Genomic DNA, 22,399 nt, shown 5'->3' with positions numbered 1-22,399 from the left:
TAAATTTCTTTAACCGCAAAAGGTTAAAAACAACAGCTTTTATTCTGAGTTTATCATAATACTGTTGTGCCTTGGGTGGTAAGAACATTATTTAAACAACATTAAAAAATAAACTTCTTATGTTAAAACAATTTATAGAAAGGCCGGTGCTTTCAACGGTCATTTCCATCATCCTCTTATTACTGGGCGCTTTATCGCTCTTTAATTTACCTATTGCCCTCTTTCCGGATATTGCGCCGCCGAGTGTTCAGGTAACTGCCTTTTATCCGGGGGCGAATGCGGAAGTGGTCGCCCGTTCGGTAGCCACTCCTATTGAAGAAGCCGTAAACGGTGTGGAAAATATGACCTACATGACTTCCAACTCGAGTAACGACGGTACCATGACGCTGAGTGTTTTCTTTAAGCAGGGCTCCGATCCGGATAATGCTGCCGTAAACGTTCAGAACCGGGTATCCAAAGCGATGAGCCAGCTTCCACAGGAAGTGGTGCAGGCGGGAATCTCCACTCAGAAAGTACAGAACAGTATGATTATGTTTATGGGATTAACCAGCAATAATTCCAAAGAATATGATGAGCTTTTTCTTCAGAATTATTTAAAAATCAACATTATCCCACAGATCCAGCGTATTCCGGGTGTCGCTCAGGCACAGGTTTTCGGAACAAGGGATTATTCGATGCGTCTCTGGCTGAAGCCGGACCGTTTGGCAGCCAATAATCTTTCTCCGCAGGAAGTGCTGAATGCAGTAAAAGACCATAACCTGGAAGCAGCTCCTGGACGTCTCGGACAGGGAAGCAAGGAGACTTACGAGTATATCCTGAAATACAAAGGGAAATTGAATAAAAATGAAGACTACGAAAACATTGCCATCAAAGCCAACAGCGACGGCTCTTTCCTCCGGCTGAAGGATGTGGCGCGGGTAGAATTCGGATCTTATACTTATACCGCAGCCAACAGGGTTGACGGGAAACCGGTAGCCGGATTTGCCATTATGCAGACTGCCGGTTCCAACGCCAATGAGATCTTAACGGAAATTGAGAAACAGGTCGATCAGTTCAAAACAACCCTTCCCCAGGGTGTTGAGCCGATTATTATGTACAACTCCAAAGATTTCCTGGATGCTTCCATTCATCAGGTAGTAGAAACGTTAGTGATTGCCTTTATCCTCGTATTCATTGTGGTGTATATTTTCCTTCAGGATTTCAGATCGACGCTGATTCCGGCCATCGCTGTTCCGGTTGCCATTATCGGGACCTTCTTTTTCCTGAATTTATTCGGGTTCAGCATTAATATGCTTACGCTGTTTGCTTTGGTTCTTGCCATCGGTATTGTGGTAGATGACGCCATTGTGGTAGTAGAAGCCGTTCACTCCAAAATGGAACACACCGGAATGCCGGTAGAACACGCAACGATGAATTCGATGAGTGAAATTTCCGGAGCCATTATTTCCATTACCCTGGTAATGTGTGCCGTATTTATTCCGGTAGGCTTTATGCAGGGCCCTGCAGGGGTATTTTACAGACAGTTTGCCTTTACCCTGGCCATTGCGATCCTGATTTCAGCAATCAATGCCCTAACGTTAAGCCCGGCTTTATGTGCGCTGCTTTTGAATGATCCTCAGGCCGATCATGGGGAACACGGTAAAAAGACAGGTTTCGGAGCAAGATTTTTTAATGCTTTTAATACGAGCTTTAATAACCTGACCAAAAAATATATTTACAGCCTTAAATTTTTAATTAAAAACAAATGGGTGGCTGTCGGCGGACTGGTTCTTCTTACTGCCGCAAGTGTTTTCCTTATCAGAAAAGCACCGTCAGGATTTATTCCTACCGAAGACCAGGGGTTTATTTTATATGCCGTAAACACGCCTCCCGGAAGTTCACTGGACCGAACGCACCGTGCTACCGAAGAGATCGACAAGATCATCAACGGGGAAAAGGCAAAGAACCACCTGTGGGTTTCCGACGGTTTGAATTTCATCAGCAATGCCAATGCGTCTCCGTATTCTGCCGGATTTATAAAGCTGAAAGATCACGACCAGCGTGGTGAAGTTACCGATCCGGATCAGATTGCAGCAGGGCTGACCGGTAAAGTTTCCCAGGTGAAAGATGCAAGTGCTTTCTTTTTCAACTTCCCTACGGTTCAGGGATTCGGGAATGTTTCCGGTTTTGAGTTTATGCTCCAGGATAAGACCAACGGCTCGCTGGAACAGTTGGGAACCACGACCCAGGCCTTTATCGGGGAGTTAATGAAACGCCCGGAAATCGCTTTTGCTTTTACCACGTATGCCGCGGGAAATCCCCAGTTTACCATTGAAGTTGATAATGACAAGGCAAATCAGTTAGGCGTTTCCATTACCGAACTGATGCAGACGATGCAGATCTATTACGGAAGCAGCTTCGTATCGGATTTCAACCGGTTCGGAAAATACTACCGGGTGATGGCACAGGCCGATATCCCTTACCGTACCGATGCCAATTCTCTCGAAGGAATTTACGTTAAAAACAAATCGGGCGAAATGGTTCCCGTAAAAACGCTGGTGACTTTAAAAAGAGCTTTCGGACCTGAAACGGTTACCAGAAACAACCTCTTCAACGCGGTTACTATTAACGGAACGCCGAAACCAGGATACAGTACCGGAGATGCGATCAAAGCGGTAGAAGAAGTTGCCCAGAAATCACTGCCGAGAGGCTATGGCTACGAATGGACGGGAATTACCCGGGAAGAGATTAAAACCAGCGGACAGACTGCCTTCATCTTTATGCTGAGCATCCTGTTCGTCTACTTCCTGTTGGCCGCACAATATGAAAGCTATATTCTTCCGTTTGCGGTTATCCTAACCATTCCTACAGGGATTTTCGGGGTATTTGCCTTTACGGGACTGGCGGGAATTGATAATAATATTTATGTTCAGGTCGGCCTCATTATGTTGGTCGGATTGTTGGCCAAAAACGCGATCCTGATCGTAGAATTTGCCGTACAGCGGAGAAATGCAGGAAGAACGTTGCTGGAATCTGCGCTTCAGGCATCGAGACTGCGTTTACGTCCTATTCTAATGACCTCGTTCGCCTTTATTGTCGGAATGCTGCCGCTTGTTTTCACCCAGGGTGCTTCTGCGAAAGGGAATCATTCCATCGGATTCAGTACGGTGGGAGGAATGCTGACGGGAGTTGTATTCGGAATCTTTATCATCCCGGTGATGTTTGTGATCTTCCAGTACCTGCACGAAAAAATGCCGAGCAGAAAAAAGAAAAGGATCCAGAGACAGAAACTGGAAGCAGAACTTTTAGCAACTACGCATTAATTAAAATGAATACCAATCTTTGAGCGGTTTACATTTAATTAAATCATTAAGGTGCTGATTAAGAAGATAAAAGTTATTAAGATGAGCTTCGTTTTAGTTTAATACTTAAAAATCAATCAGTTTTTTCTTAATGATTAAAATTAAATAGCACCGATCAATACCATAAACTATAAACCTATATATAAAGCAAGCCATTCTTCTACTAAAGACAGCCTGCGCAGATAAACCCTCAAAGTTGGTGTTCAACTAAAATTTTAAAACTATGAAAAGAGTAAAAAATATTTTTCTAACATTCATTTTGGCTTTAGGTTCGGTTTCGTGTGTGTCCAAACTGGCATTCACGGAACCTGATCCGGAGCTTCCTGAAACATTCCGGTATACCGCCACTGCCGATACGGCAAGTGTAGCCAATCTGGAATGGAAGCAGTTTTTCAGCGATCCTATTTTACAAAGCCTGATCGAAAAAGGAATTAACAACAATTACGACCTGCAGATTGCGCTGAAGCAGGTTGCCGCATCCCAGGAAAAGCTGAAGCAGGCAAAATATCTTCAATATCCTGACATCGGTTTCGGCGTTTCCGCACAGATTTCAAAACCTTCCAAAAACAGCATGAACGGGCAGAGCTTAAATTTGTTTTTAGGCCAGAATCATGTGGAAGATTACAACGCCGCATTTAATTTATCGTGGGAAGCGGATATCTGGGGGAAAATTAAAAATCAGCAGGAAGTTTCAAGAATGCAGTACCTGCAAACTTATGAAGCCACAAAAGCTATCCAAACCCAGGTTGTTGCAGCAATTGCACAAGGCTATTACAATCTGCTGATGCTGGACAAACAGTTGCAGATCGCCAAGTCGAATTTAGAATTAAGCACAAATACCCTCGCCATTACAGAAAAGATGTGGCAGAGCGGAGATACGACGTCGCTCGGTGTGCAGCAGGCAACGGCTCAAAAGCAGTCTACCGAGCTTCTGATTACCCAGCTGGAACAGAATATCGCGGTTCAGGAAAATGCTTTAAGTATTCTGGTCGGTGAAAATCCCGGTAAGATCAGCAGGACGATCGAAATGTCCGAGACTTCCCTGCCCCAGGATCTTTCAGCAGGACTTCCGGCAGCGATGGTAAGCCGCCGTCCGGATGTTCGCCAGCAGGAATTGGTGCTGCTGGAATCCAATGCACGGGTGGGTATCGCCCAGGCAAGTATGTACCCTGCACTGCGGATTACGGCTAATGGTGGCGTAAATTCTTTTAAGATCGACAACTGGTTCCAGATTCCGGCATCGTTGTTCGGATCGGTATTGGGAGGTTTGACCCAGCCTATTTTTCAGAAAAGACAGCTGAAAACGGATCTGAATGTCGCTAAAATCCAGAGGGAAAGAAATGTATTGGCCTTCCGCCAGTCTGTTTTAAATGCAGTCGGTGAAGTTTCAGATGCCCTGGTTTCCAACGAAAGTTTAAAGGTTCAGGAACAGAAAGCTGCCGAACAGGTAACTACGTTAAAAAACGGGATCAAAAGCGCCGAGATGCTGTACAAAGGCGGAATGGCAAATTATTTAGAAGTGATAACCGCCCAGGGAAATTCTCTGCAGGCTGAGCTGAATCTGGCGTCCGTCAAAAGACAAAGGCTAAGCAGCATTGTGGATCTGTACCGGGCGTTAGGAGGTGGTTGGAAGTAGTAAATTAAATTATATTTGTTTTAAATGCGGCCTTTCGGGGCTGCATTTTTATTTTGCCCAATACCATTACATAAATTTATCTGAACCATTATGAAAAATTTTCACTCAGCATAATGCTAAAGTAAGTTCAACTTTATTTAATCAAATAATTTATATTAAGAACCTGATCGATTCATAAGCGGTCTATCAAAACTGAAAGCGAAGCTTATCTTAATAATTCTTAACTTCTTAATAAAAAACTTCATGGTTAAAAATTATTTCTGAATCTGTTCAACAATGTATCCGATCAGCCGATCAAAATCCTCCTGCGTATATCCCAACGGCATATAGTGAATGTCATCCGCTTTCCGGTACCAGGTTAACTGTCGCTTGGCGTATCTCCGGCTGTTCTTCTTGATTTCGGAAACTGCAAAATCAAGATCCCATTCACCATCAAAATATCTGAATAATTCTGAGTATCCAACGGTGTTTAACGCGGTCAGGTGCCTGAAAGATTCCAGGCTTCTGGCTTCCTCAAGCAGCCCTTTTTCCATCATCAGGTCTACCCTTCTGTTGATCCTTTCATACAGATCTTCCCTCGGCGCTTCAATGCCGATTCGTAGGGTATTAAAATCCCGCGAATCCTGTGAAACAGCAATTAATTCTGAATATTTCTGATTGGTCTGCCAGATTACATCGATGGCCCGCAGCAGTCTTCTGTGGTTGTGAAAGTCTACGACGGCGAAATATTCCGGATCGAGTTCCTTTAACAGCTCCTGAAGTTTTTCAATCCCTCCGTTTTCAAAAATTTCCTGTAATTTTTTTTGGTTTTCTTCATCGGCTTCCGGCAGGTCGTTCAGTCCTTCGATCACCGCTTTTTCATACATCATGCTTCCGCCCACCAGAATTACGGTGTCGTGATTTTCAAAAAGTCCGTTGAGCTTTTTTAAGGCATCTTCTTCATATTGCCCGATGGAATAATAATCTTTCACCGAAAGATTACCGATGAAATGATGGGGTGCCTCTGCCAGTTCTTCCGCCGACGGAGAAGCGGTTCCTATTTTCATTTCCCTGAAAAACTGCCGCGAGTCGCAGGACACGATTTCCGTGCTGAAATATTTTGCCAGATCAATAGCCAACCGTGTTTTCCCAATTCCCGTGGGGCCTACAACAGAAATTAAATTTTTCTTTTTCACAAGGCAAATTTACAAAAATGCGTTTACTTTAATTTGCTGTAAATGGAGCAAATGATTTTCCCTAGATATTTAAAGTTGATCAAATGATACGTAGACTTTTCATGAGTTCAAATCATTAAAGGTAAGATCGGTTACTATTGGAAAGCTTTAAGCCAACTACCCTTATTTCAGGCACTGACTTTAGTTATTCGGTTAACACACTATAGAGTTAAATGTTTATCTTTGCAGGACAATAAAAAACTATGATTTTATCAATGACCGGCTTTGGTAGAGCCGAAGGTGTTTTTGAAGGGAAAAAGATCACGATCGATATTAAATCGCTGAACAGCAAAAGTTTTGATTTAAACATCAAAATTCCTTTGAGGTATAAAGAGAAAGAATTCGAGATCCGAAAAATTCTTAACGACCGTATTATCCGTGGAAAAGTAGACTGCTACCTCAACCTGGAAAATCTGGAAGAATCGACTGATGTGAAGATTAATAAAAGCCTTATTGACTCTTACATCAATGAACTTAAGAATATTGCCTCTGACGGCCCTGATTTCGAATACCTGAAAATGGCGGTACGTCTGCCGGATGCCATCACTTCGAGACCCGATGAACTGTCTGAAGGAGAATGGGAAGCATTGGCTAAAATCGTACATGCAGCCATCGACCGTTTTGAAGAATTCAGAAAGACGGAAGGAAATATCCTGCACGAAGAACTGGGAAGGAATCTTCAGAATATTGAAAAAAACCTCGCAGAAGTGGTTCCTTTCGAAGAGGAAAGAATTGTTGCCGTAAAAGAGCGTTACCAAAAATCACTGAAAGAATTCGAAAACGTAGATGAAACCCGTTTTTACCAGGAAATGGCTTACTTCACAGAAAAACTGGATATTTCAGAAGAAAAAGTAAGGCTTGCCCAGCACCTGAAATATTATAAGGAAGTAATGGACAATGAAGATTTCAACGGGAAGAAACTAGGCTTTATCTCTCAGGAAATCGGTCGTGAAATCAATACATTGGGTTCCAAAGCCAATCACGCCGCCATTCAAAAATTAGTGGTGATGATGAAGGACGATCTGGAAAAAATTAAGGAGCAGACCTTAAATGTACTTTAATTTAAGGTTTAATGTTTAAAATTCAAGGTTAACAGACTTTGAAAATAGATGCTACGAATTTAACTTTAAACCCTAAACTAAAAACATTGAACAGTAAAGTTATCATATTCTCGGCGCCGTCGGGCAGCGGAAAAACAACATTGGTAAAACACGCGCTGGAAGTTTTCGGCCAGCTGCAGTTTTCCATTTCATGCACGACAAGAGCACCGAGGGGCAGTGAAATCCATGCGGTGGATTATCACTTTTTAACACCGGAAGAATTCCGACAGAAAATTGCAGAAGACGCCTTTGTGGAATTCGAAGAAGTATATACCGATAAATATTACGGCACCCTGAAATCCGAAGTCGAAAAGATCTGGAGCCAGGGAAAGGTAGTAATCTTTGACGTAGACGTAAAAGGCGGGATTTCTTTAAAAAAATATTTTGGATCGCAGGCGTTATCTATTTTTATCGAACCGCCTTCCATTGAAGAACTGGAACGGAGATTGATCTCCAGAGGAACAGACGATGCGGAAACTATCATAGTCCGTGTTGCCAAGGCAGAAGAAGAAATGTCTTATGCCGGAGAATTTGATAAGATCGTGATTAATTCCGATTTAAACGAAGCAAAAAAAGAAATAGAAAGTTTAATACAACATTTTATCGAAAATTAAACCGGATTACAGGACGGATTTGGGAACCTAAAGATTGTACCTTTATTCCCGGTTTTTACCCGAGTTTAATTTCTGATTCAAAAACATTGAGGTGGACATGAGTACCGAAACATTAGAAAAAGCTAAATCTGCGATTCCGGTAAGGGGATTTTTAGATATCAAAGACCTGATTATTCCTGAAGGCGAGGAATTGGTAAAAGCAATTCTCAAACTGAAAGAGGAAAAAAATGCGGTAATTTTAGCGCACTATTATCAACCCGGAGAAATCCAGGATATTGCCGATTTCCTTGGGGATTCTCTTCAGCTGGCAAGACAGGCGAAAGATACCGATGCCGATATGATTGTATTCTGCGGGGTTCATTTTATGGCCGAAGCGGCAAAAATTTTGAATCCGACCAAAAAAGTTGTTCTTCCTGATACAATGGCGGGATGCTCTTTGGCAGACGGATGTTCGGGAGAAGGATTAAGAAAAATGCGCAAGCAGCACCCGAATGCTTTGGTTGCCACTTACATCAACTGCAATGCGGAAACAAAGGCGGAAAGTGATATTATCGTTACCAGCTCCAATGCGGAAACCGTAATCGAAGCACTGCCGAAAGACCGGCCGATTATCTTCGCTCCGGATAAAAACCTGGGAAGATACCTTTCTCAGAAAACGGGACGTGACATGATCCTTTGGGACGGAAGCTGCATCGTCCACGAAGCATTTTCCATGGAAAGAATTGCCAAACAGCTGGCCGATAACCCGGATGCCAAATTAATTGCCCACCCGGAAAGTGAAGAAGCGGTTCTGAAGCTGGCTCATTTCATTGGCTCCACTTCTGCCCTGCTGAATTTTGTGGAACAGGACGACTGCCAGAAATTCATCATCGCTACGGAAGAGGGCATCCTGCACGAAATGAAAAAGCGTGCTCCCCATAAAGAACTGATTCCTGCATTGGTTTTTGATGAGACCTGTAACTGCTCCGAATGTTTCTATATGAAAAGAAATACAATGGAAAAATTGTATCTGTGCATGAAATATGAGCTTCCAGAAATTCTGATGGATGAAGAATTGAGATTGAAAGCATTAAAGCCGATTGAAGCTATGCTTGATCTTTCGAAAAGTATAAAATAAATAAAAGCACTGTTTAGACAGTGCTTTTTTATTTTCAGTTATTGTTCATAACAATCCGCGCTTGCATCTACGCACCTCTGACAATCTTGAGAAAGTGCAAAGTACTGGGCACAGGTGTTGGAATATTCGGGTCCTGTTCCGTAATTATTATTGACAGGACATCCTGCACAGTTTAAGGAACCTTTAATGGACTTCAATGCTGATCTGGTTAATTTTTTCATACGAATGTGTGTTATGAAGGATTACCCGGACATTCCAGAGGCTTATAAAAATATAAGCATACTTTGCGCCCTTTGAAGTCGGTACATGCTGCACATCCGGCCGGTGCACAGTCTAAATCTGTAGAACATTCATCTCCAGCACTTCCCTTTATTGTGCTTAGATCCCTTCTGTTTAGTTTTTTTAGATTTTTCATATTTTTTTAGTTTAAAAAGTTTATAAATCATTAAGAATTAAAGCATTCGGAACTTACCAATACACACGACTTACACCGGCTTGGCAACACATTATAATCTTCACAGGAATAATTATAACCGTTGGATGCTCCTCCTGGACCATATCCTCCTGTCGGACATCCGGTGCAGTTGAGGGCTCCATTAATTTGATAAAGATCCTTTCTTGTTAATTTTTTCAGGTTTTTCATAGGTGATAATTTTTATTTGATGTTTTAAATATAGTATTTTTTCACATAATTTCTACACTTGACTGAAAATATTTCTTATTGATGTGAAAAATTATATCTGGTACAATATTTCTTTGAGTAAGATACCGGCCTGACTGGATATACTGAAATCATGATCATTGAAATTTAGTTTTAAAAAGATGCAAATAATCTAAAATTCTCTTGCTTTTCTAAAGATAATTAGTACATTTGTTTCAGTTACGATGAATTTTTTAAGAAACATATCTGATCTTTCAGCTCGAAATTTTTCAATTTCGGAGGTTTCTTTTGTTTCTATTATTACAACAACGACTACTATTACCCCATAACGGGGTCGATTTTCACATATTATTCACAGGCATGTACTCTTTTCTGAAAGAGTAAATTTCATTTTTTCTATAACTTAAAACAATTCGCAATGAAAGTTTTAAAATTTGGAGGCACCTCCGTTGCCAATGCTCAAAATATACGGCAGGTCGAAAACATTATAAAAAAAGCATCTGCAGAAAGTAAAATAGTGGTAGTCGTTTCAGCACTTCACGGGATAACCGATCAATTGATCAATGCAGCAGAATCTGCCGCTGATCAAAAAGAGTCTTATCCGGAAATCCTAAAAGAACTCGAAAACAAACATCTGAATCTGGTAAAAGAGCTCATGCCGATCCTGGCGCAGAGCGCATGGCTAAGTTTCGTCAAAAAGCATTTTAATGATATCGAAGAGATCTGCAACGGAATTTTCGTCTTGGGAGAATTTACCGCAAAAACTAAAGACCGGATCACTTCGTACGGAGAATTTCTTTCCTCCCGGATCATCCATGCAAAACTTCAATCCGAAGGCTTGGATGCCTCGTGGATGAATTCTGCCGAGCAAATCGTCACCGACAGTAATTTTACCCACGCAAAGGTAGATGCTGAACACACGGAAGAAAACATCAGAAAATACTTCGCGGAAAACCACAACCGGATTATCATTGCTCCGGGTTTTATTGCCAAAGATAAAGACGGAAACGGTACAACGCTCGGGCGGGGCGGCTCCGACTATACGGCATCCATTATTGCCGCCGCAACGGATGCGGAAGAACTTGAGATCTGGACGGATGTAAGCGGAATGATGACGGCAGATCCCAGGTTAGTATCCGGGGCAAAGCCGATTTCTGAAATCTCCTATGCTGAAGCGATGGAACTTTCCCATTTTGGAGCAAATGTTTTATATCCGCCTACTATTCAGCCGGTGATGGCAAAAAATATCGATTTACGAATTAGGAATACGTTTGATCCTGAAGCTTACGGAACTTTAATTTCCCATCAGCCGAAGATATCAGCTAATGAAAACCAGGAAATTGCAGTGGGAATTTCAAATATGAACCATATTGCGCTGCTCACCCTTGAAGGAAGCGGGATGATCGGGATCCCGGGATTTTCCGCAAAATTATTCCAGTGTCTTAATAATGAAAAGATCAGTGTGATTCTGATTACCCAAAGTTCATCGGAGCACTCCATCACTGTAGCCATTAATGAAAAAGATGTTTCCACTGCAAACAGAGCGATCAGCACCTCCTTTGAAGATGATCTGAAATTAAAAAGAGTTGAGCCTGTAAAAATTGAAACCGGTCTGGGCATCGTTGCCCTCGTAGGAGACAATATGAAAAGCAGAAGCGGCGTAAGCGCAAAAATGTTTGGCTGTCTCGGAAACAACGGCATCAATATCCGGGCGATCGCGCAGGGTTCTTCGGAAAAGAACATCAGCATCGTTATTTCACAGGAAGATATCCGGAAAGCGGTTAACATCCTGCACGAAGAGGTTTTTGAATCTGAAATCAAGCAGGTTCACCTGTACATCTGCGGAACCGGAAATGTAGGTACTAAATTAATCCGCCAGATCTATGATCAGAATGAATACCTGAAGGAAAACCTTTCGATCAATATAAGAATCGCAGGACTTTGCAACAGCCGCAAAATGCTTTTTTCCGATAAAGGAATTTCCGAAGATGATTTTTTAAAGCTAAACGAAAACGGGAACGAATTTTCTGAGGAAAATTTTGCTGATGAAATTATTTCCAGAAACCTGAGAAATTCCGTTTTCGTAGATGTAACAGCAAGCCCGGAAGTCCCTCCTGTCTACGAAAAACTTTTAAAACGCAGTGTGAATATCGTAGCGTGCAATAAAATCGCAGCCTCTTCAGACTTCGCGAATTATAAAAATTTAAAAAATACGGCCCGGAACCACAACTGCCGGTTTTTCTTTGAAACCAATGTCGGAGCCGGACTTCCCATCATCGGGACCATTAACGACCTCATCAGAAGCGGTGACCGGATCAATTCTATTCAGGCTGTGTTGAGCGGAACATTGAATTTCGTATTCAATCATTATGATGGCAGCAAGCCTTTCTCAGAAGTGGTGGCGCAGGCCCAACAGGAAGGTTACACCGAACCGGATCCAAGGCTTGATCTGGCAGGAACAGATGTTGCCCGGAAAATACTGATCCTGGCCAGAGAAGCAGGCTACCCGCTTGAGTTCGATACCATTGAAAACGAAAGCTTCCTGCCTGAAGAATGCATGAAAGGAAGTGTAGAAGATTTTTACAAAGCACTTTTCAAATATGAAGATCACTTTAAACAATTACTTGAAAATGCAAAAATCGACGGAAAGATCTTAAAATATGTTGCTGAATTTAAAGAGGGAAAGGCAAAAATAGGATTGCAACATGTGGCTCCGGAAAGCGATCTTTTTCATCTGTACGGTAAAGACAACATCGTTATCTTTAAAACGCTGAGGTATTCTGAGCAGCCTTTGGTGGTGAAAGGCGCAGGAGCCGGCGCAGAAGTTACGGCCAGTGGTATTTTTGCTGATATCGTACGTTCCGTTTAAAATACTATCTATGAAAAATGTAAGATTAAAAGTACCGGCCACCGTTGCCAATTTGGTTTGCGGATTTGATATCCTGGGAATGGCCATCCACGAACCTTATGATGAAATGGAACTGAAGCTGCTTGAAACGCCTGAAGTGATTATCCGGCATACAGACGGTTTCGGACTGCCGGAAGAGCCTTCCGGAAATGTCGCAGGCGTTGTCCTGCTGAAGATCATGGAACACCTGAACCTTAAAAATGGATTTGAGTTAATCATCAATAAAAGAATAAAACCGGGAAGCGGGCTTGGGTCGAGTGCTGCCAGTGCCGCCGGAGCTGCCGTAGGAGCTAATGAGCTTCTAGGAAATATCTTCACTAGGGAAGAGCTCGTTTATTTTGCCATGTTTGGGGAAGAGCTCGCATCCGGGGTAAAGCATGCAGATAATATTGCGCCGTGCATTTATGGCGGAATTACGTTGGTTAAATCCTCGGATCCTGTAGATATCATTCCGCTGAATGCCCCGGATTTATTCGTAACGGCCGTACATCCGCAGATTGAGGTAAAAACATCGGACGCAAGACAGATCCTGAAGAATAAGATTCTCCTGAAAGATGCGATCGAACAATGGGGAAATATTGCCGGACTGGTCGCCGGAATTCAGAAAAACGATTCCGGACTGATCGGCAGAAGCCTGAAAGATGTAATCATCGAACCCGTCAGAAGCATTCTCATTCCGAAATTTAATGAAATAAAAGAAAAAAGCATGGAAGCAGGAGCCCTGGGCGGGGGCATTTCAGGCTCAGGCCCTTCCCTGTTTATGCTGTCTGAAACCGAAAAGATTTCAAAGGACATTGCAGAAATAATGCAGACCGTGTACAATGAAACCGGAATCGACAGCCTGGTCTATGTTTCAAAAATAAATCCTTCAGGAATTACTGTCATTGATTAAAACCGAACAGAATGAATTACTATAATTTAAAAGATAAAGAGGAAATCGTTGATTTCCGTACCGCAACCGTTAAAGGCCAGGGAAAAGAGAAAGGATTGTTTTTCCCTGAATCTATTCCACCGTTAGACCGGCAGCTGATCGAAAACCTGCACCAGCTTTCCGATGAAGAAATTGCCTTCCAATGCATGAAAGATTTTGTAGGAGATGAAATTCCGGCGGATATTTTAAAAGCAATTGTCTCAGAAACCGTCAGCTTTGAAATTCCTTTAAAAAAAATTAATGAACATATCTATTCCTTGGAGCTATTTCACGGGCCGACATTAGCCTTTAAGGACATCGGTGCAAGATTCATGAGCGGCTGCCTATCTTATTTTCTGAAAGATCAGGATAAGAAAGTTACGGTTCTGGTAGCCACTTCAGGAGATACCGGAGGCGCAGTGGCACATGGGTTCTATAAAACACCGGGAATAAATGTCGTGATTTTATACCCGAAAAACAAGGTAAGCCCGGTTCAGGAAAAGCAGCTCACAGCGCTTGGTGAAAATATTTCTGCACTGGAAATCAACGGCAGCTTCGACGACTGTCAAAGTCTGGTAAAACAGGCCTTTTCGGATCAGGAAATTACTTCAAATGTATTTCTGACCTCTGCCAATTCCATTAATGTGGCGAGGTGGCTTCCTCAGCAAATTTATTATCTGCTCGCATTGAAACAGTGGCAGAGAACAGAAAAGGAGCCGCCTGTAATCTGTGTTCCCAGTGGAAATTTCGGGAATATCTGTGCCGGAATCCTTGCCCATTTAAGAGGTTTGCCTGCCAAACATTTTATCGCGGCCTGCAATAAAAACGACAGTATTCCGAGGTATTTAGAAATCCGGGAACTGGTTCAGAAAGAAACGGTACCAACGCTTTCCAATGCGATGGACGTGGGAAATCCGAGCAACTTTGTAAGGGTCTCCGAACTTTTTGAAAACCGGTTTGAAAAAATAAAAGGTGCCGTTTCTGGGTATTCTGTTGATGACAAAAAAACTTTGGAGACCATAAAAGAAGTCTACGAAAAATACCATTACCTGCTCGAACCACATAGTGCAGTCGCCTATACCGCCCTGGAACAATACTTAGAAGAAAATCCGGGCAGGAAAGGTTTTATCCTGGGAACAGCCCATCCTGTGAAATTTCCTGAAGCCATCGAAAAAGCAGTAAAAATCAAAACCGACATTCCGGAATCGCTGGAAGAATTAATGAAAAAAGACAAAAAAAGTACTGAGATGCAGTCTGATTTTGAAGAATTAAAACGATTTTTGCTTAATAAAACGAAACAGCAATGAGCAAGATTTATCTTGAAGATATAAAAGTATACGCCTATCACGGGGTTTTGCCGGAAGAGAATACCATCGGCACCTATTATATTCTGAATACGGAACTTCATACAGACTTATGGAAAGCCGCCGAATCTGATGACCTGAATGATACCATCAGCTATGCGGACATCAATGATATTATTCATGACGAAATGAAGATTAAATCCAAACTGCTGGAACATGTGGCAGGAAGAATTATTGCTGCCCTGCACAAAAAATTTCCGCAGATCGATTATATCAAATTAAAGATCACCAAAACCGCTCCTCCGATGAAAGGTGAAATGCGTGGGGCGAGCATCGAACTAGAACAGAGTTTTAAACCTCAAAATTAAGCTTTCCTCCGTTTCATCTTTAAAATTATCCCTTTTGAAAATCATCAAGCTACTCCTTCTGATCCTTTTTATCAATGCATCGGCACAGACCGTCGCTGATAACCCGGTGGTGCATTACAATTTCCCGAAAGTAAAATCGAGCATTACGATGCCTGTAACAATTCCATTAGCGGAAATCAGCAATCTGATCAATGCCTCGGTGAAAGATCTTATTTACCAGGACGATTCTTATACCGATAACAACAATGATCAGTTTAAGGTGAAAGTCTGGAAGACCCGCCCGATCCGTCTTGTCGGCGGAACCAGCCAGAATCTCCTGATTGAGGTCCCGTTAAAAATATGGGCAGAAAAGGGCATCGGCACATTAGGCATTTACACCTATCAGAATACGGAGTTTGAAACGGTAATGTCTTTCAGTACAACGATTAATTTCCAAAATAACTGGACCGTAAAGACCACTACCGAACCCAATGGATTCCGGTGGGTGGTAAAGCCCGTCCTTGATTTCGGCAGGATCAAGATTCCGATTACGGGCCTGGTGGAAAAAAGCCTGATCGAGCAGCAGCAGAAATTCAGCAAAACGATCGACCAGCAGCTGGCCACTCAGCTTAATTTCCAGCAATATGCGGTATTGGCCTGGAATGCGTTTTCAAATCCGTTCAATATTTCGGAGCAATACAATACCTGGCTGAAGGTTACGCCAATTAAAGTGAATATCACGCCCTTGAAATTTTACGGCAATCAGATCAATACCAATCTGGGAATTGACGTCTATTCCGAAACCTTTACCGGAAACAAGCCGCCTTCTTCCCCGCTTGTAAAAACGGCTGCTGATTTTAATTTCGTTCCTGCCTTAACTGATAAATTCCTGCTTCAGACAACGGCAAATATTCCATTTTCAGAAGCAACGGAAATTGCACGGAACATGTTTTTAAATAAAGAATACGACCTCAGAGGTTCTTCCGTAAAAATCAAAGACATCAAAGTGTACGGCGTAGACGATAGAGTAATGATCGAAGCGGAAACGGAAGGCTATGTAAAAGGGAAAGCTTTTATTTCCGGAATTCCCGTTTATGATGAGACCAAAAAGAAAATCGTGCTGTCGAATACCAAATTCAATCTGCGGACCGCCAATTTCCTGCAAAAAACGGCAACCCTGCTTTTCAAAGGCCGTATCGTAAAGATGATCGAAGACGAATACGGAATCCCGACACAGGAATTGGAAAACAGCTCGAAAAAAAGCATCGAAGAAGCTTTTAATAAAGAATACTACAAAGGATTAAAAATGACCGGAAAAGTCTTTAACTTAAAGCCTGGCCAGATCCTTATGAACCCGTACGGTATTACCGCTGTTATTGATACGAACGCGACTCTGCGATTGATTTTAGACGGAATATAAAATAATTAAAAATTATGAAGCTGAAAGACAGACAAAAAGCGATATAGAAAGCATAGGCACGAAAGAATTTGCCTAAAAACTTTTGTTGAAAACTAAATTTTAGTATATTTGCACACCTCAAAAATGGTAAATGGTACTTTGGCCGAGCGGCTAGGCAGTGGTCTGCAACACCATCTACAGCGGTTCGAATCCGCTAGGTACCTCTTAAAAAGCCCTAATCCACTTATTTACAGTGCTTTAGGGTTTTTTGTTTATAATAATTACAACTAAATTATAACGACATTCTAAATTCTTAATAATTAAATCACTACAATCTTACAAAGAACCACATATAAAAGATGAAAAGTAAGATAAAAAAAACATCCCCGGCCGAAGCCAGGGAGTAATTTGAAAGATATAGTGGTGATTAAATGATTTTGTAGATTCAAAGAACGTACCAATATATCTTAATTTTTTATTTAAATGGCGGAAGCCGTCAATCTTCTAATATAACTTTTCGGGTATGATCTAAACCTGATGAAACTTTATTTTATATCGTAATATCATTTACTGCTTTACAAATTAAACAGCCTTTCCTTTAAAGTATTGTATTCGGCTTCAGAAATGGCACCCGTATTTCTGAGTCTGGCCAGCTTCTCAAGTTCATCGACATTCGTATAGCTATTAAAGGATACTGGTTTCACACGGCCGTCGTTATATTTTATGCTAAATGTTGTCTCATCCATGGTTAAGTAAATAATCCCTTCGACAAAAGCGATCAGTGCCGGAATAAACGTCCAGAAAAACAAAAGATAGATGATTCCCTGAACCGGCCTGTTCAGATAAAATTTATGAATACCGAATCCTCCCAGGAATAAAGCAAAAAGTGCCGCTGTAATTTTATCTTTCATTGTTAATTAATTTTTCACAAAGAAAGCGATTTTTAATATCTCATAAAAGATTACAAGGCGATATTCATCAAAAAACTTCCCAGTATTCTGAGAAGTTTAAACTGTTTAAAAACGAATGGAAATTAATTTCGGTAAAGCTACTCCGAAACATTCTGCTTACGATATGACTGAAGTCATAAAAAAAACCTCTCGTAACGAGAGGCAAACTTACTGAGAATAAATATTGTGTTATTGCTACTGTAAATATATAAATCATTATATAGAGATTTTATGATCAAAATCACAACGAAAAAATCCCCATATTTCTATGAGGATTAAAAACTAATAACCATGAAAACTCAATAAACATGAGAATCGCTGCAAATATATTGATTTCTTATTTTCCGATTTTATGATTACAATCTCTATTAAAAATTTTATTTTTCACACAATATTGATTAAATTTGCATCAACTAATTACATACCATGACGTTCAACGAAGCAATTAAACAGAAGAAAAATATTTTGAAAAATTCCAGTGAGTTTACCAAGACTCTTTATGATTATATTATAATTCCTGCACTGGAAGAAGAAGGCAGGAATTATATGGAGGAATTTAAAAAGAATCCCTCTCTTTTTATGGATGACAGCTGTAAAAACTATAGCAGCAATGCGAGATTCAGAGTATTTCTTTTTCCAAAAAACAAGAACTGATAAAAGATTCCGTCTGGTTTTCAAGGAAACTTTTACAATAAAAAAATCCCCGTATTGCTACAGGGATTAAAAAACTAATAACCATGAAAACTCAAATTAAACATGAGTGACTGCAAATGTATGAAATGTTCATCTTAAATACATCTATACATAACATAAATTTTATCAATTAACATAACTTTATTATAGATTAAAAATAGTTTAACTGATGATAAGAAGCGGAACTATCTGATCTTATAGGGATTTGCAGTAATTTATAAATATGTAAAAAACTAAACAATCATTTAAAAAATGTTAAAAAAATAAGCTCTCATTTCTGAGAGCTTATCCTTTATTATTATCAATTTATTTTTATTCTTTGATAAACTTTTTCTGTACAGTACCTTTTACGTCTTCGATATCTATTACATAAATTCCGTTGATTAATACATGAACATCAATCTTGTTATTCAGAATGATTCCTGATGAAACAAGCTGCCCAGTAGAATTATAGATTTTATAATTGGCTCTCGGACTGATGTTTTTCACATTTAATACAGTTCTTACCGGATTAGGATAGATTAAGATATCCGTCTGATTTACAGGATTAGGTACCGGAAGTTTCGAAATTCTTACTGTGTAATCCTCAACCTCACCATTCGGGAAGTTGGTACAGTTTACAGGGATGGCATCTTTTGACATCGCCACTCTCATCACTACATATTTATAGTCTGTCAGGCTGACAAAAGCATCCGCAGGCACTGTAAATGTTCCGCTTACCGTTTGGTCCGTATTCGGTCCGGAAACAAGGATCCTTTCGTTGATATCGAAGTATCCGTTTCTGTTGAAGTCAATCCAGACAGCTACCCCAGCATTTCCTGAAGCAGTTTTATCGATGCTGATCTTATTATCCGAAGATCCCTGGATCAATTCGATAAATGTATTCGTCACTCCGGTGTAATCGGTATAGTTTGATGCTAACGACGGGTTCGTCTTTACCGGTTTACCATTAGGAGTAACAGTAACCTTTGAAATGTAATTCGTGCTTGCCGTTGTCGCCTGCATCTGGCAATATACTACCGTTGGTGTTGTAAACAGATACGGAAGTGTATAGTTACCAGGAGTTCCGCTACAAACGTTTGCTACCTGCATTTCATATTGTGTCAATTCCAACAGACCGGTTAAGGTAATGGTATTGGTATTGGAAGTTACCGTTGTCCAGCTCGGAATACCTACTTTTCTGTATCGTAAGATATAAGTGGCACTTGGGAACGGATCCCATGTTACCTGTGCGGTAGTGGTGGTGAGATTCGTAATGGTTAATCCAGGAGGAGCAATTTCACAAGTTCTTTCCGTTGTAAATACTTTAGGGTTAGACCATGGGTTCAATGTATTCTCATTGTCACACATATTGGCGATCTGAACTTCATACTTTGTAAATACACTTAGTCCTGTAAGCGGATAAGTATTGGCAGGAGCAAGTGGTAAAGCAATATTTGCACTCCATCCCGCATTACCGCTTCCTACGATTCTGTATCTTAAGAAATAATGAGAGCTTGCTGCAAGCGGAGACCATGTAATCAATGCCGATGTAGTCGTAATATTACTTACCGTTACATTCGGAGGTGTCGGATCACATCGCGTTGTAAATGTACTGTGGGAATATACTCCCGTATTCGTATTACATATCGCTGCAACCTCCACTTCGTACTGAGTAGCTGATAAAAGGTTGGTCAGTGTCGTCGTATTCGTAGTTGCCGGATAAGCCGCTGCTGCCACATTTACCGTCTGCCAAGTTGAAGAATTAACCGGTCTGTATCTTATCGTATAAGTAGCACCACCGATATCTTGGTTCCACGTTAACACAATTGAGTTGTGGGTAGGCGTTCCTAATGTAACGGTTGGCGTCGCATTGTTACAGATACGTAAATTAATATTATCAATCGCAATCGGAGGCTGTGTACCACCGCTTGAATCGTTTCTCCATTCAAATACCAAACGCATTGTTGTGCCTGCAAAGCTTGAAATATTCAGCGTTGGATTAAAGACATTCTGCCATGTCGTCTGTTGATTGTAGTTTGCACCCACCTGAATTCTTCCTGTACCTGCAGTGATCTGCGTTCCGGAAACAGGCATAAAGGTTGTTGGTACCAGCCATACTCTCAAATAATCCCAGCTCGATTCTCCAACTCCTTTCCAGTCAAAAGAGAAAATAGCCGTAGTAGTTCCTGCCGGTACAATAATGTCTCTGTAAGCATGCACAACACTTGATGAGGTAATGCTGTAGGCATTGGTTGTTCCGTTGGTATTGGAAATATAAAGTGAATTTCCGGTATTTCCGGTAGCACTTCCGTAAGTCCATTTGTTTACCTGGGTACCGTTGGTATATCCTAAATCACTTCCTGTAGTGAAAGGCTGGATATAAGGAATAGTAGCAGGAATCTGAGTGGTCGTAAAACTAGGACCCGCTGCCCAGAAGCTTCTGTCTGACCCTACACATACGGAACGGATCCAGATATAATAAGTTGTATTAGGCGTCAGAGAAGTTAAGTTAAGCGTTGTTCCTGCGGATGAACCTGTTGGCGTTGTAGCTGAAGTTGGTGCTACGTTAGTTGTAGACAGGTAATACTGATATCCACCCACCGGAGTCGGTACCGCAGCAGTCCATGTAACTGTTGCCGTAGTGCTTCCTACAGTGTTGATTGCGATATTGGTAGGAACCTGGCACGTCGGGATGCTTAAATTGATATTGTCAATCGCTCCGGCAGGCTGTGTTCCGATAATACTGTCATTTCTCCATTCGAAAACCAAACGTACCTGCTGACCGGCAAAAGTGCTCAGGTTTACCAGGGTATTGAAATAGTTCTGCCAGGTGCTTTGTTGATTAAAGTCGGATCCGATCTGGATTCTTCCTCCTCCTGTTGTAATCTGTGTTCCGGCAACCGGCGTATAAGACATTGGAACAAGCCATACTCTTATATAGTCAAAGCTGGATTCTCCCATGCCCCTCCAGTCGAATGATAAAGTAGCATTAGTAGTTCCTGCAGGAACAATAAGATCTCTAAAGGCATGTACTACGCTGGTAGCTGAAGTGTTATATGCATTAGAAACCCCATTGTCATTTGTAATATACAATGAGTTGGCCGGATTTCCTGTTACAGAACCGTAGAACCAAATGTTTGGCTGTCCGGAACTCGTCAGCTGAAGGTCATTTCCAGTTGAGAAGCTTTGTGTATAAGGAATAGTAGTAGGTACCTGAAGTGTTGAAAAACTTGATGCCGCGATCCAGACACTTTTATTGGCTGCTCCACAAATGGAACGTACCCACCAATAATAGGTAGTGCTTGAAGCTAATGCAACGGTAACACTTGTTCCGGCATTGGCTACACCCGTGGTGGCTGCGGTAGGTGCTGTAGGATTGGTACTTATATAATACTCATATCCGTTAGCGGGAGCAGTCCCGGGAGCAGTCCACGATAAAACTGCACTGTTGGTCGTAATGCTGCCTGTTGTAGGGGCAGATGGAGGGAAACAGCTTGGTACGCTTACGTTGATGTTATCAATAGCAATCGGTGGCTGTGTCCCGAAAAGATCATCATTTCTCCACTCAAATACAAGACGCATAGTAGTTCCTGCAAAAGAGCTGATGTTTAAGCTGATGGTGCTGTACGTTTGCCAGCTTGCCTGGTTTGTAAATTCGGTTCCCACCTGAATTCTTCCACTGCCTGCAGTAATCTGCGTTCCCGGTGTAGGAGTAAAGGTTGCAGGAACCATCCATACCCTCAGGTAATCCCATCCGGATTCCCCTACCCCTTTCCAGTCGAATGAAAAGTTGGCTACGGAAGCTCCCGTAGGAATGGCCAGATCCCGGTATGCCTGCACAACACTGGTTGTACTGGTTGAATAAGCATTCGTGGTTCCGTTTGTGTTTGAAATGTAAAGGGAGCTGCCCGTATTTCCCGTTACAGCACCGTAGAACCATTTATTCGTCTGACTTCCGTTGAGTAACGTCAAGTCATTTGCCGTATTAAAGTTCTGCGAATAAGGTAACGGAGCAGGTGTCTGCCCATAGGCGTCAGGAATGGCGCCCAGATTTAACAAACACAGAAGAAGTACTAAATAAGTAGAAAGTTTCTTCATAAGTTATCATTTAATATTAATCCTTGCAAATCTAATTCGTTTTTTGATATTTTATAGCATAAATCGCTATAATTTTTTAAAGAAATTATATTAAATCCAATAGTGCATCTATTGAAAAACAAATA

At 41.4% G+C, this 22,399-nt stretch carries 15 protein-coding genes and 1 tRNA gene; 12 read left to right on the top strand and 4 right to left on the bottom strand.

Annotation, left to right across the window (positions count from 1 at the left end):
• Positions 1–119 precede the first annotated feature (119 nt).
• Together QE422_RS06010 and QE422_RS06005 are read left to right on the top strand one after the other, a co-directional pair.
• Positions 120–3,302, top strand: a complete 3,183-nt coding sequence (locus tag QE422_RS06010; RefSeq protein WP_307455918.1) for an efflux RND transporter permease subunit — start codon at positions 120–122, stop codon at positions 3,300–3,302.
• 262 nt (positions 3,303–3,564) lie between these two features.
• Positions 3,565–4,977 (top strand): efflux transporter outer membrane subunit, encoded by a 1,413-nt coding sequence (locus tag QE422_RS06005; RefSeq protein ID WP_307455916.1) that lies wholly within the window; start codon positions 3,565–3,567, stop codon positions 4,975–4,977.
• A 254-nt stretch (positions 4,978–5,231) separates the two neighbouring features.
• Here QE422_RS06005 and miaA read toward each other — a convergent pair whose 3' ends face one another.
• On the bottom strand, positions 5,232–6,152 hold the full coding sequence (gene miaA / locus QE422_RS06000; protein ID WP_307455914.1) for a tRNA (adenosine(37)-N6)-dimethylallyltransferase MiaA: 921 nt from the start codon (positions 6,150–6,152) through the stop codon (positions 5,232–5,234).
• A 242-nt stretch (positions 6,153–6,394) separates the two neighbouring features.
• Here miaA and QE422_RS05995 point away from each other — a divergent pair, with 242 nt between their 5' ends.
• From QE422_RS05995 to nadA, 3 genes are all read left to right on the top strand, one after another.
• Positions 6,395–7,252 carry a YicC family protein gene (locus tag QE422_RS05995; RefSeq protein ID WP_307455912.1) on the top strand — a complete coding sequence of 286 codons (858 nt, stop codon included), beginning with the start codon at positions 6,395–6,397 and terminating at the stop codon, positions 7,250–7,252.
• 86 nt (positions 7,253–7,338) lie between these two features.
• Entirely contained in the window at positions 7,339–7,905 is a 567-nt protein-coding gene (gmk, locus tag QE422_RS05990) for a guanylate kinase (RefSeq protein ID WP_307455910.1), read from the top strand.
• Between the two features lie 97 nt (positions 7,906–8,002).
• The gene (gene nadA, locus QE422_RS05985; protein WP_307455908.1) at positions 8,003–9,022 is read left to right on the top strand and encodes a quinolinate synthase NadA; all 1,020 of its coding nucleotides are present in this window, start codon (positions 8,003–8,005) and stop codon (positions 9,020–9,022) included.
• A 445-nt stretch (positions 9,023–9,467) separates the two neighbouring features.
• Here nadA and QE422_RS05980 read toward each other — a convergent pair whose 3' ends face one another.
• Entirely contained in the window at positions 9,468–9,665 is a 198-nt protein-coding gene (locus QE422_RS05980) for a hypothetical protein (RefSeq protein WP_307455906.1), read from the bottom strand.
• 436 nt (positions 9,666–10,101) lie between these two features.
• Here QE422_RS05980 and thrA point away from each other — a divergent pair, with 436 nt between their 5' ends.
• The 6 genes from thrA (at position 10,102) to QE422_RS05950 (ending at position 16,775) form a co-directional block, all read left to right on the top strand.
• The gene (thrA, locus tag QE422_RS05975) at positions 10,102–12,552 is read left to right on the top strand and encodes a bifunctional aspartate kinase/homoserine dehydrogenase I (protein ID WP_307455904.1); all 2,451 of its coding nucleotides are present in this window, start codon (positions 10,102–10,104) and stop codon (positions 12,550–12,552) included.
• 10 nt (positions 12,553–12,562) lie between these two features.
• A complete protein-coding gene (locus QE422_RS05970; RefSeq protein WP_307455903.1) occupies positions 12,563–13,483 on the top strand; it encodes a homoserine kinase in 921 nt (306 codons plus the stop codon).
• An 11-nt stretch (positions 13,484–13,494) separates the two neighbouring features.
• Positions 13,495–14,808 carry a threonine synthase gene (gene thrC, locus QE422_RS05965; RefSeq protein ID WP_307455901.1) on the top strand — a complete coding sequence of 438 codons (1,314 nt, stop codon included), beginning with the start codon at positions 13,495–13,497 and terminating at the stop codon, positions 14,806–14,808.
• The gene (gene folB / locus QE422_RS05960) at positions 14,805–15,173 is read left to right on the top strand and encodes a dihydroneopterin aldolase (protein ID WP_307455900.1); all 369 of its coding nucleotides are present in this window, start codon (positions 14,805–14,807) and stop codon (positions 15,171–15,173) included. Before thrC ends, folB begins: the two co-directional genes overlap by 4 nt.
• Positions 15,174–15,207: 34 nt before the next feature.
• Positions 15,208–16,572, top strand: coding sequence for a DUF4403 family protein (locus QE422_RS05955; protein WP_307455898.1), 1,365 nt, complete (start codon positions 15,208–15,210; stop codon positions 16,570–16,572).
• 132 nt (positions 16,573–16,704) lie between these two features.
• Positions 16,705–16,775 (top strand) — tRNA-Cys (locus QE422_RS05950).
• 351 nt (positions 16,776–17,126) lie between these two features.
• Here the strand turns inward: QE422_RS05950 and QE422_RS05945 are convergent.
• Positions 17,127–17,462: an NINE protein gene (locus QE422_RS05945; protein WP_307455896.1), complete on the bottom strand. Its 336-nt coding sequence runs from the start codon at positions 17,460–17,462 to the stop codon at positions 17,127–17,129.
• A gap of 465 nt (positions 17,463–17,927) precedes the next feature.
• On the opposite strand from QE422_RS05945, the gene QE422_RS05940 reads away from it, so the two are divergent.
• Positions 17,928–18,155, top strand: a complete 228-nt coding sequence (locus QE422_RS05940) for a hypothetical protein (RefSeq protein ID WP_307455894.1) — start codon at positions 17,928–17,930, stop codon at positions 18,153–18,155.
• 351 nt (positions 18,156–18,506) lie between these two features.
• On the opposite strand, the gene QE422_RS05935 is transcribed toward QE422_RS05940, so the two are convergent.
• Entirely contained in the window at positions 18,507–22,274 is a 3,768-nt protein-coding gene (locus tag QE422_RS05935; RefSeq protein WP_307455893.1) for a fibronectin type III domain-containing protein, read from the bottom strand.
• Positions 22,275–22,399: the final 125 nt, after the last annotated feature.

The organism is Chryseobacterium sp. SORGH_AS_0447, from assembly GCF_030818695.1.
Taxonomy (GTDB): domain Bacteria; phylum Bacteroidota; class Bacteroidia; order Flavobacteriales; family Weeksellaceae; genus Chryseobacterium.
The sequence above is the reverse complement of the archived record's forward strand: the minus strand, read 5'-3'. Positions and strand labels throughout refer to the sequence as shown.

What these genes read in the sequence shown, in the direction of transcription:
- QE422_RS06005 (WP_307455916.1), top strand. Translation starts at nt 3,565, where the DNA reads ATGAAAAGAGTAAAAAATATTTTTCTAACATTCATTTTGGCTTTAGGT.
- nadA (WP_307455908.1), top strand. Translation starts at nt 8,003, where the DNA reads ATGAGTACCGAAACATTAGAAAAAGCTAAATCTGCGATTCCGGTAAGG.
- QE422_RS06010 (WP_307455918.1), top strand. Translation starts at nt 120, where the DNA reads ATGTTAAAACAATTTATAGAAAGGCCGGTGCTTTCAACGGTCATTTCC.
- QE422_RS05945 (WP_307455896.1), bottom strand. Translation starts at nt 17,462, where the DNA reads ATGAAAGATAAAATTACAGCGGCACTTTTTGCTTTATTCCTGGGAGGA.
- QE422_RS05995 (WP_307455912.1), top strand. Translation starts at nt 6,395, where the DNA reads ATGATTTTATCAATGACCGGCTTTGGTAGAGCCGAAGGTGTTTTTGAA.
- QE422_RS05940 (WP_307455894.1), top strand. Translation starts at nt 17,928, where the DNA reads ATGACGTTCAACGAAGCAATTAAACAGAAGAAAAATATTTTGAAAAAT.
- folB (WP_307455900.1), top strand. Translation starts at nt 14,805, where the DNA reads ATGAGCAAGATTTATCTTGAAGATATAAAAGTATACGCCTATCACGGG.
- QE422_RS05935 (WP_307455893.1), bottom strand. Translation starts at nt 22,274, where the DNA reads ATGAAGAAACTTTCTACTTATTTAGTACTTCTTCTGTGTTTGTTAAAT.
- thrA (WP_307455904.1), top strand. Translation starts at nt 10,102, where the DNA reads ATGAAAGTTTTAAAATTTGGAGGCACCTCCGTTGCCAATGCTCAAAAT.
- thrC (WP_307455901.1), top strand. Translation starts at nt 13,495, where the DNA reads ATGAATTACTATAATTTAAAAGATAAAGAGGAAATCGTTGATTTCCGT.
- QE422_RS05970 (WP_307455903.1), top strand. Translation starts at nt 12,563, where the DNA reads ATGAAAAATGTAAGATTAAAAGTACCGGCCACCGTTGCCAATTTGGTT.
- QE422_RS05980 (WP_307455906.1), bottom strand. Translation starts at nt 9,665, where the DNA reads ATGAAAAACCTGAAAAAATTAACAAGAAAGGATCTTTATCAAATTAAT.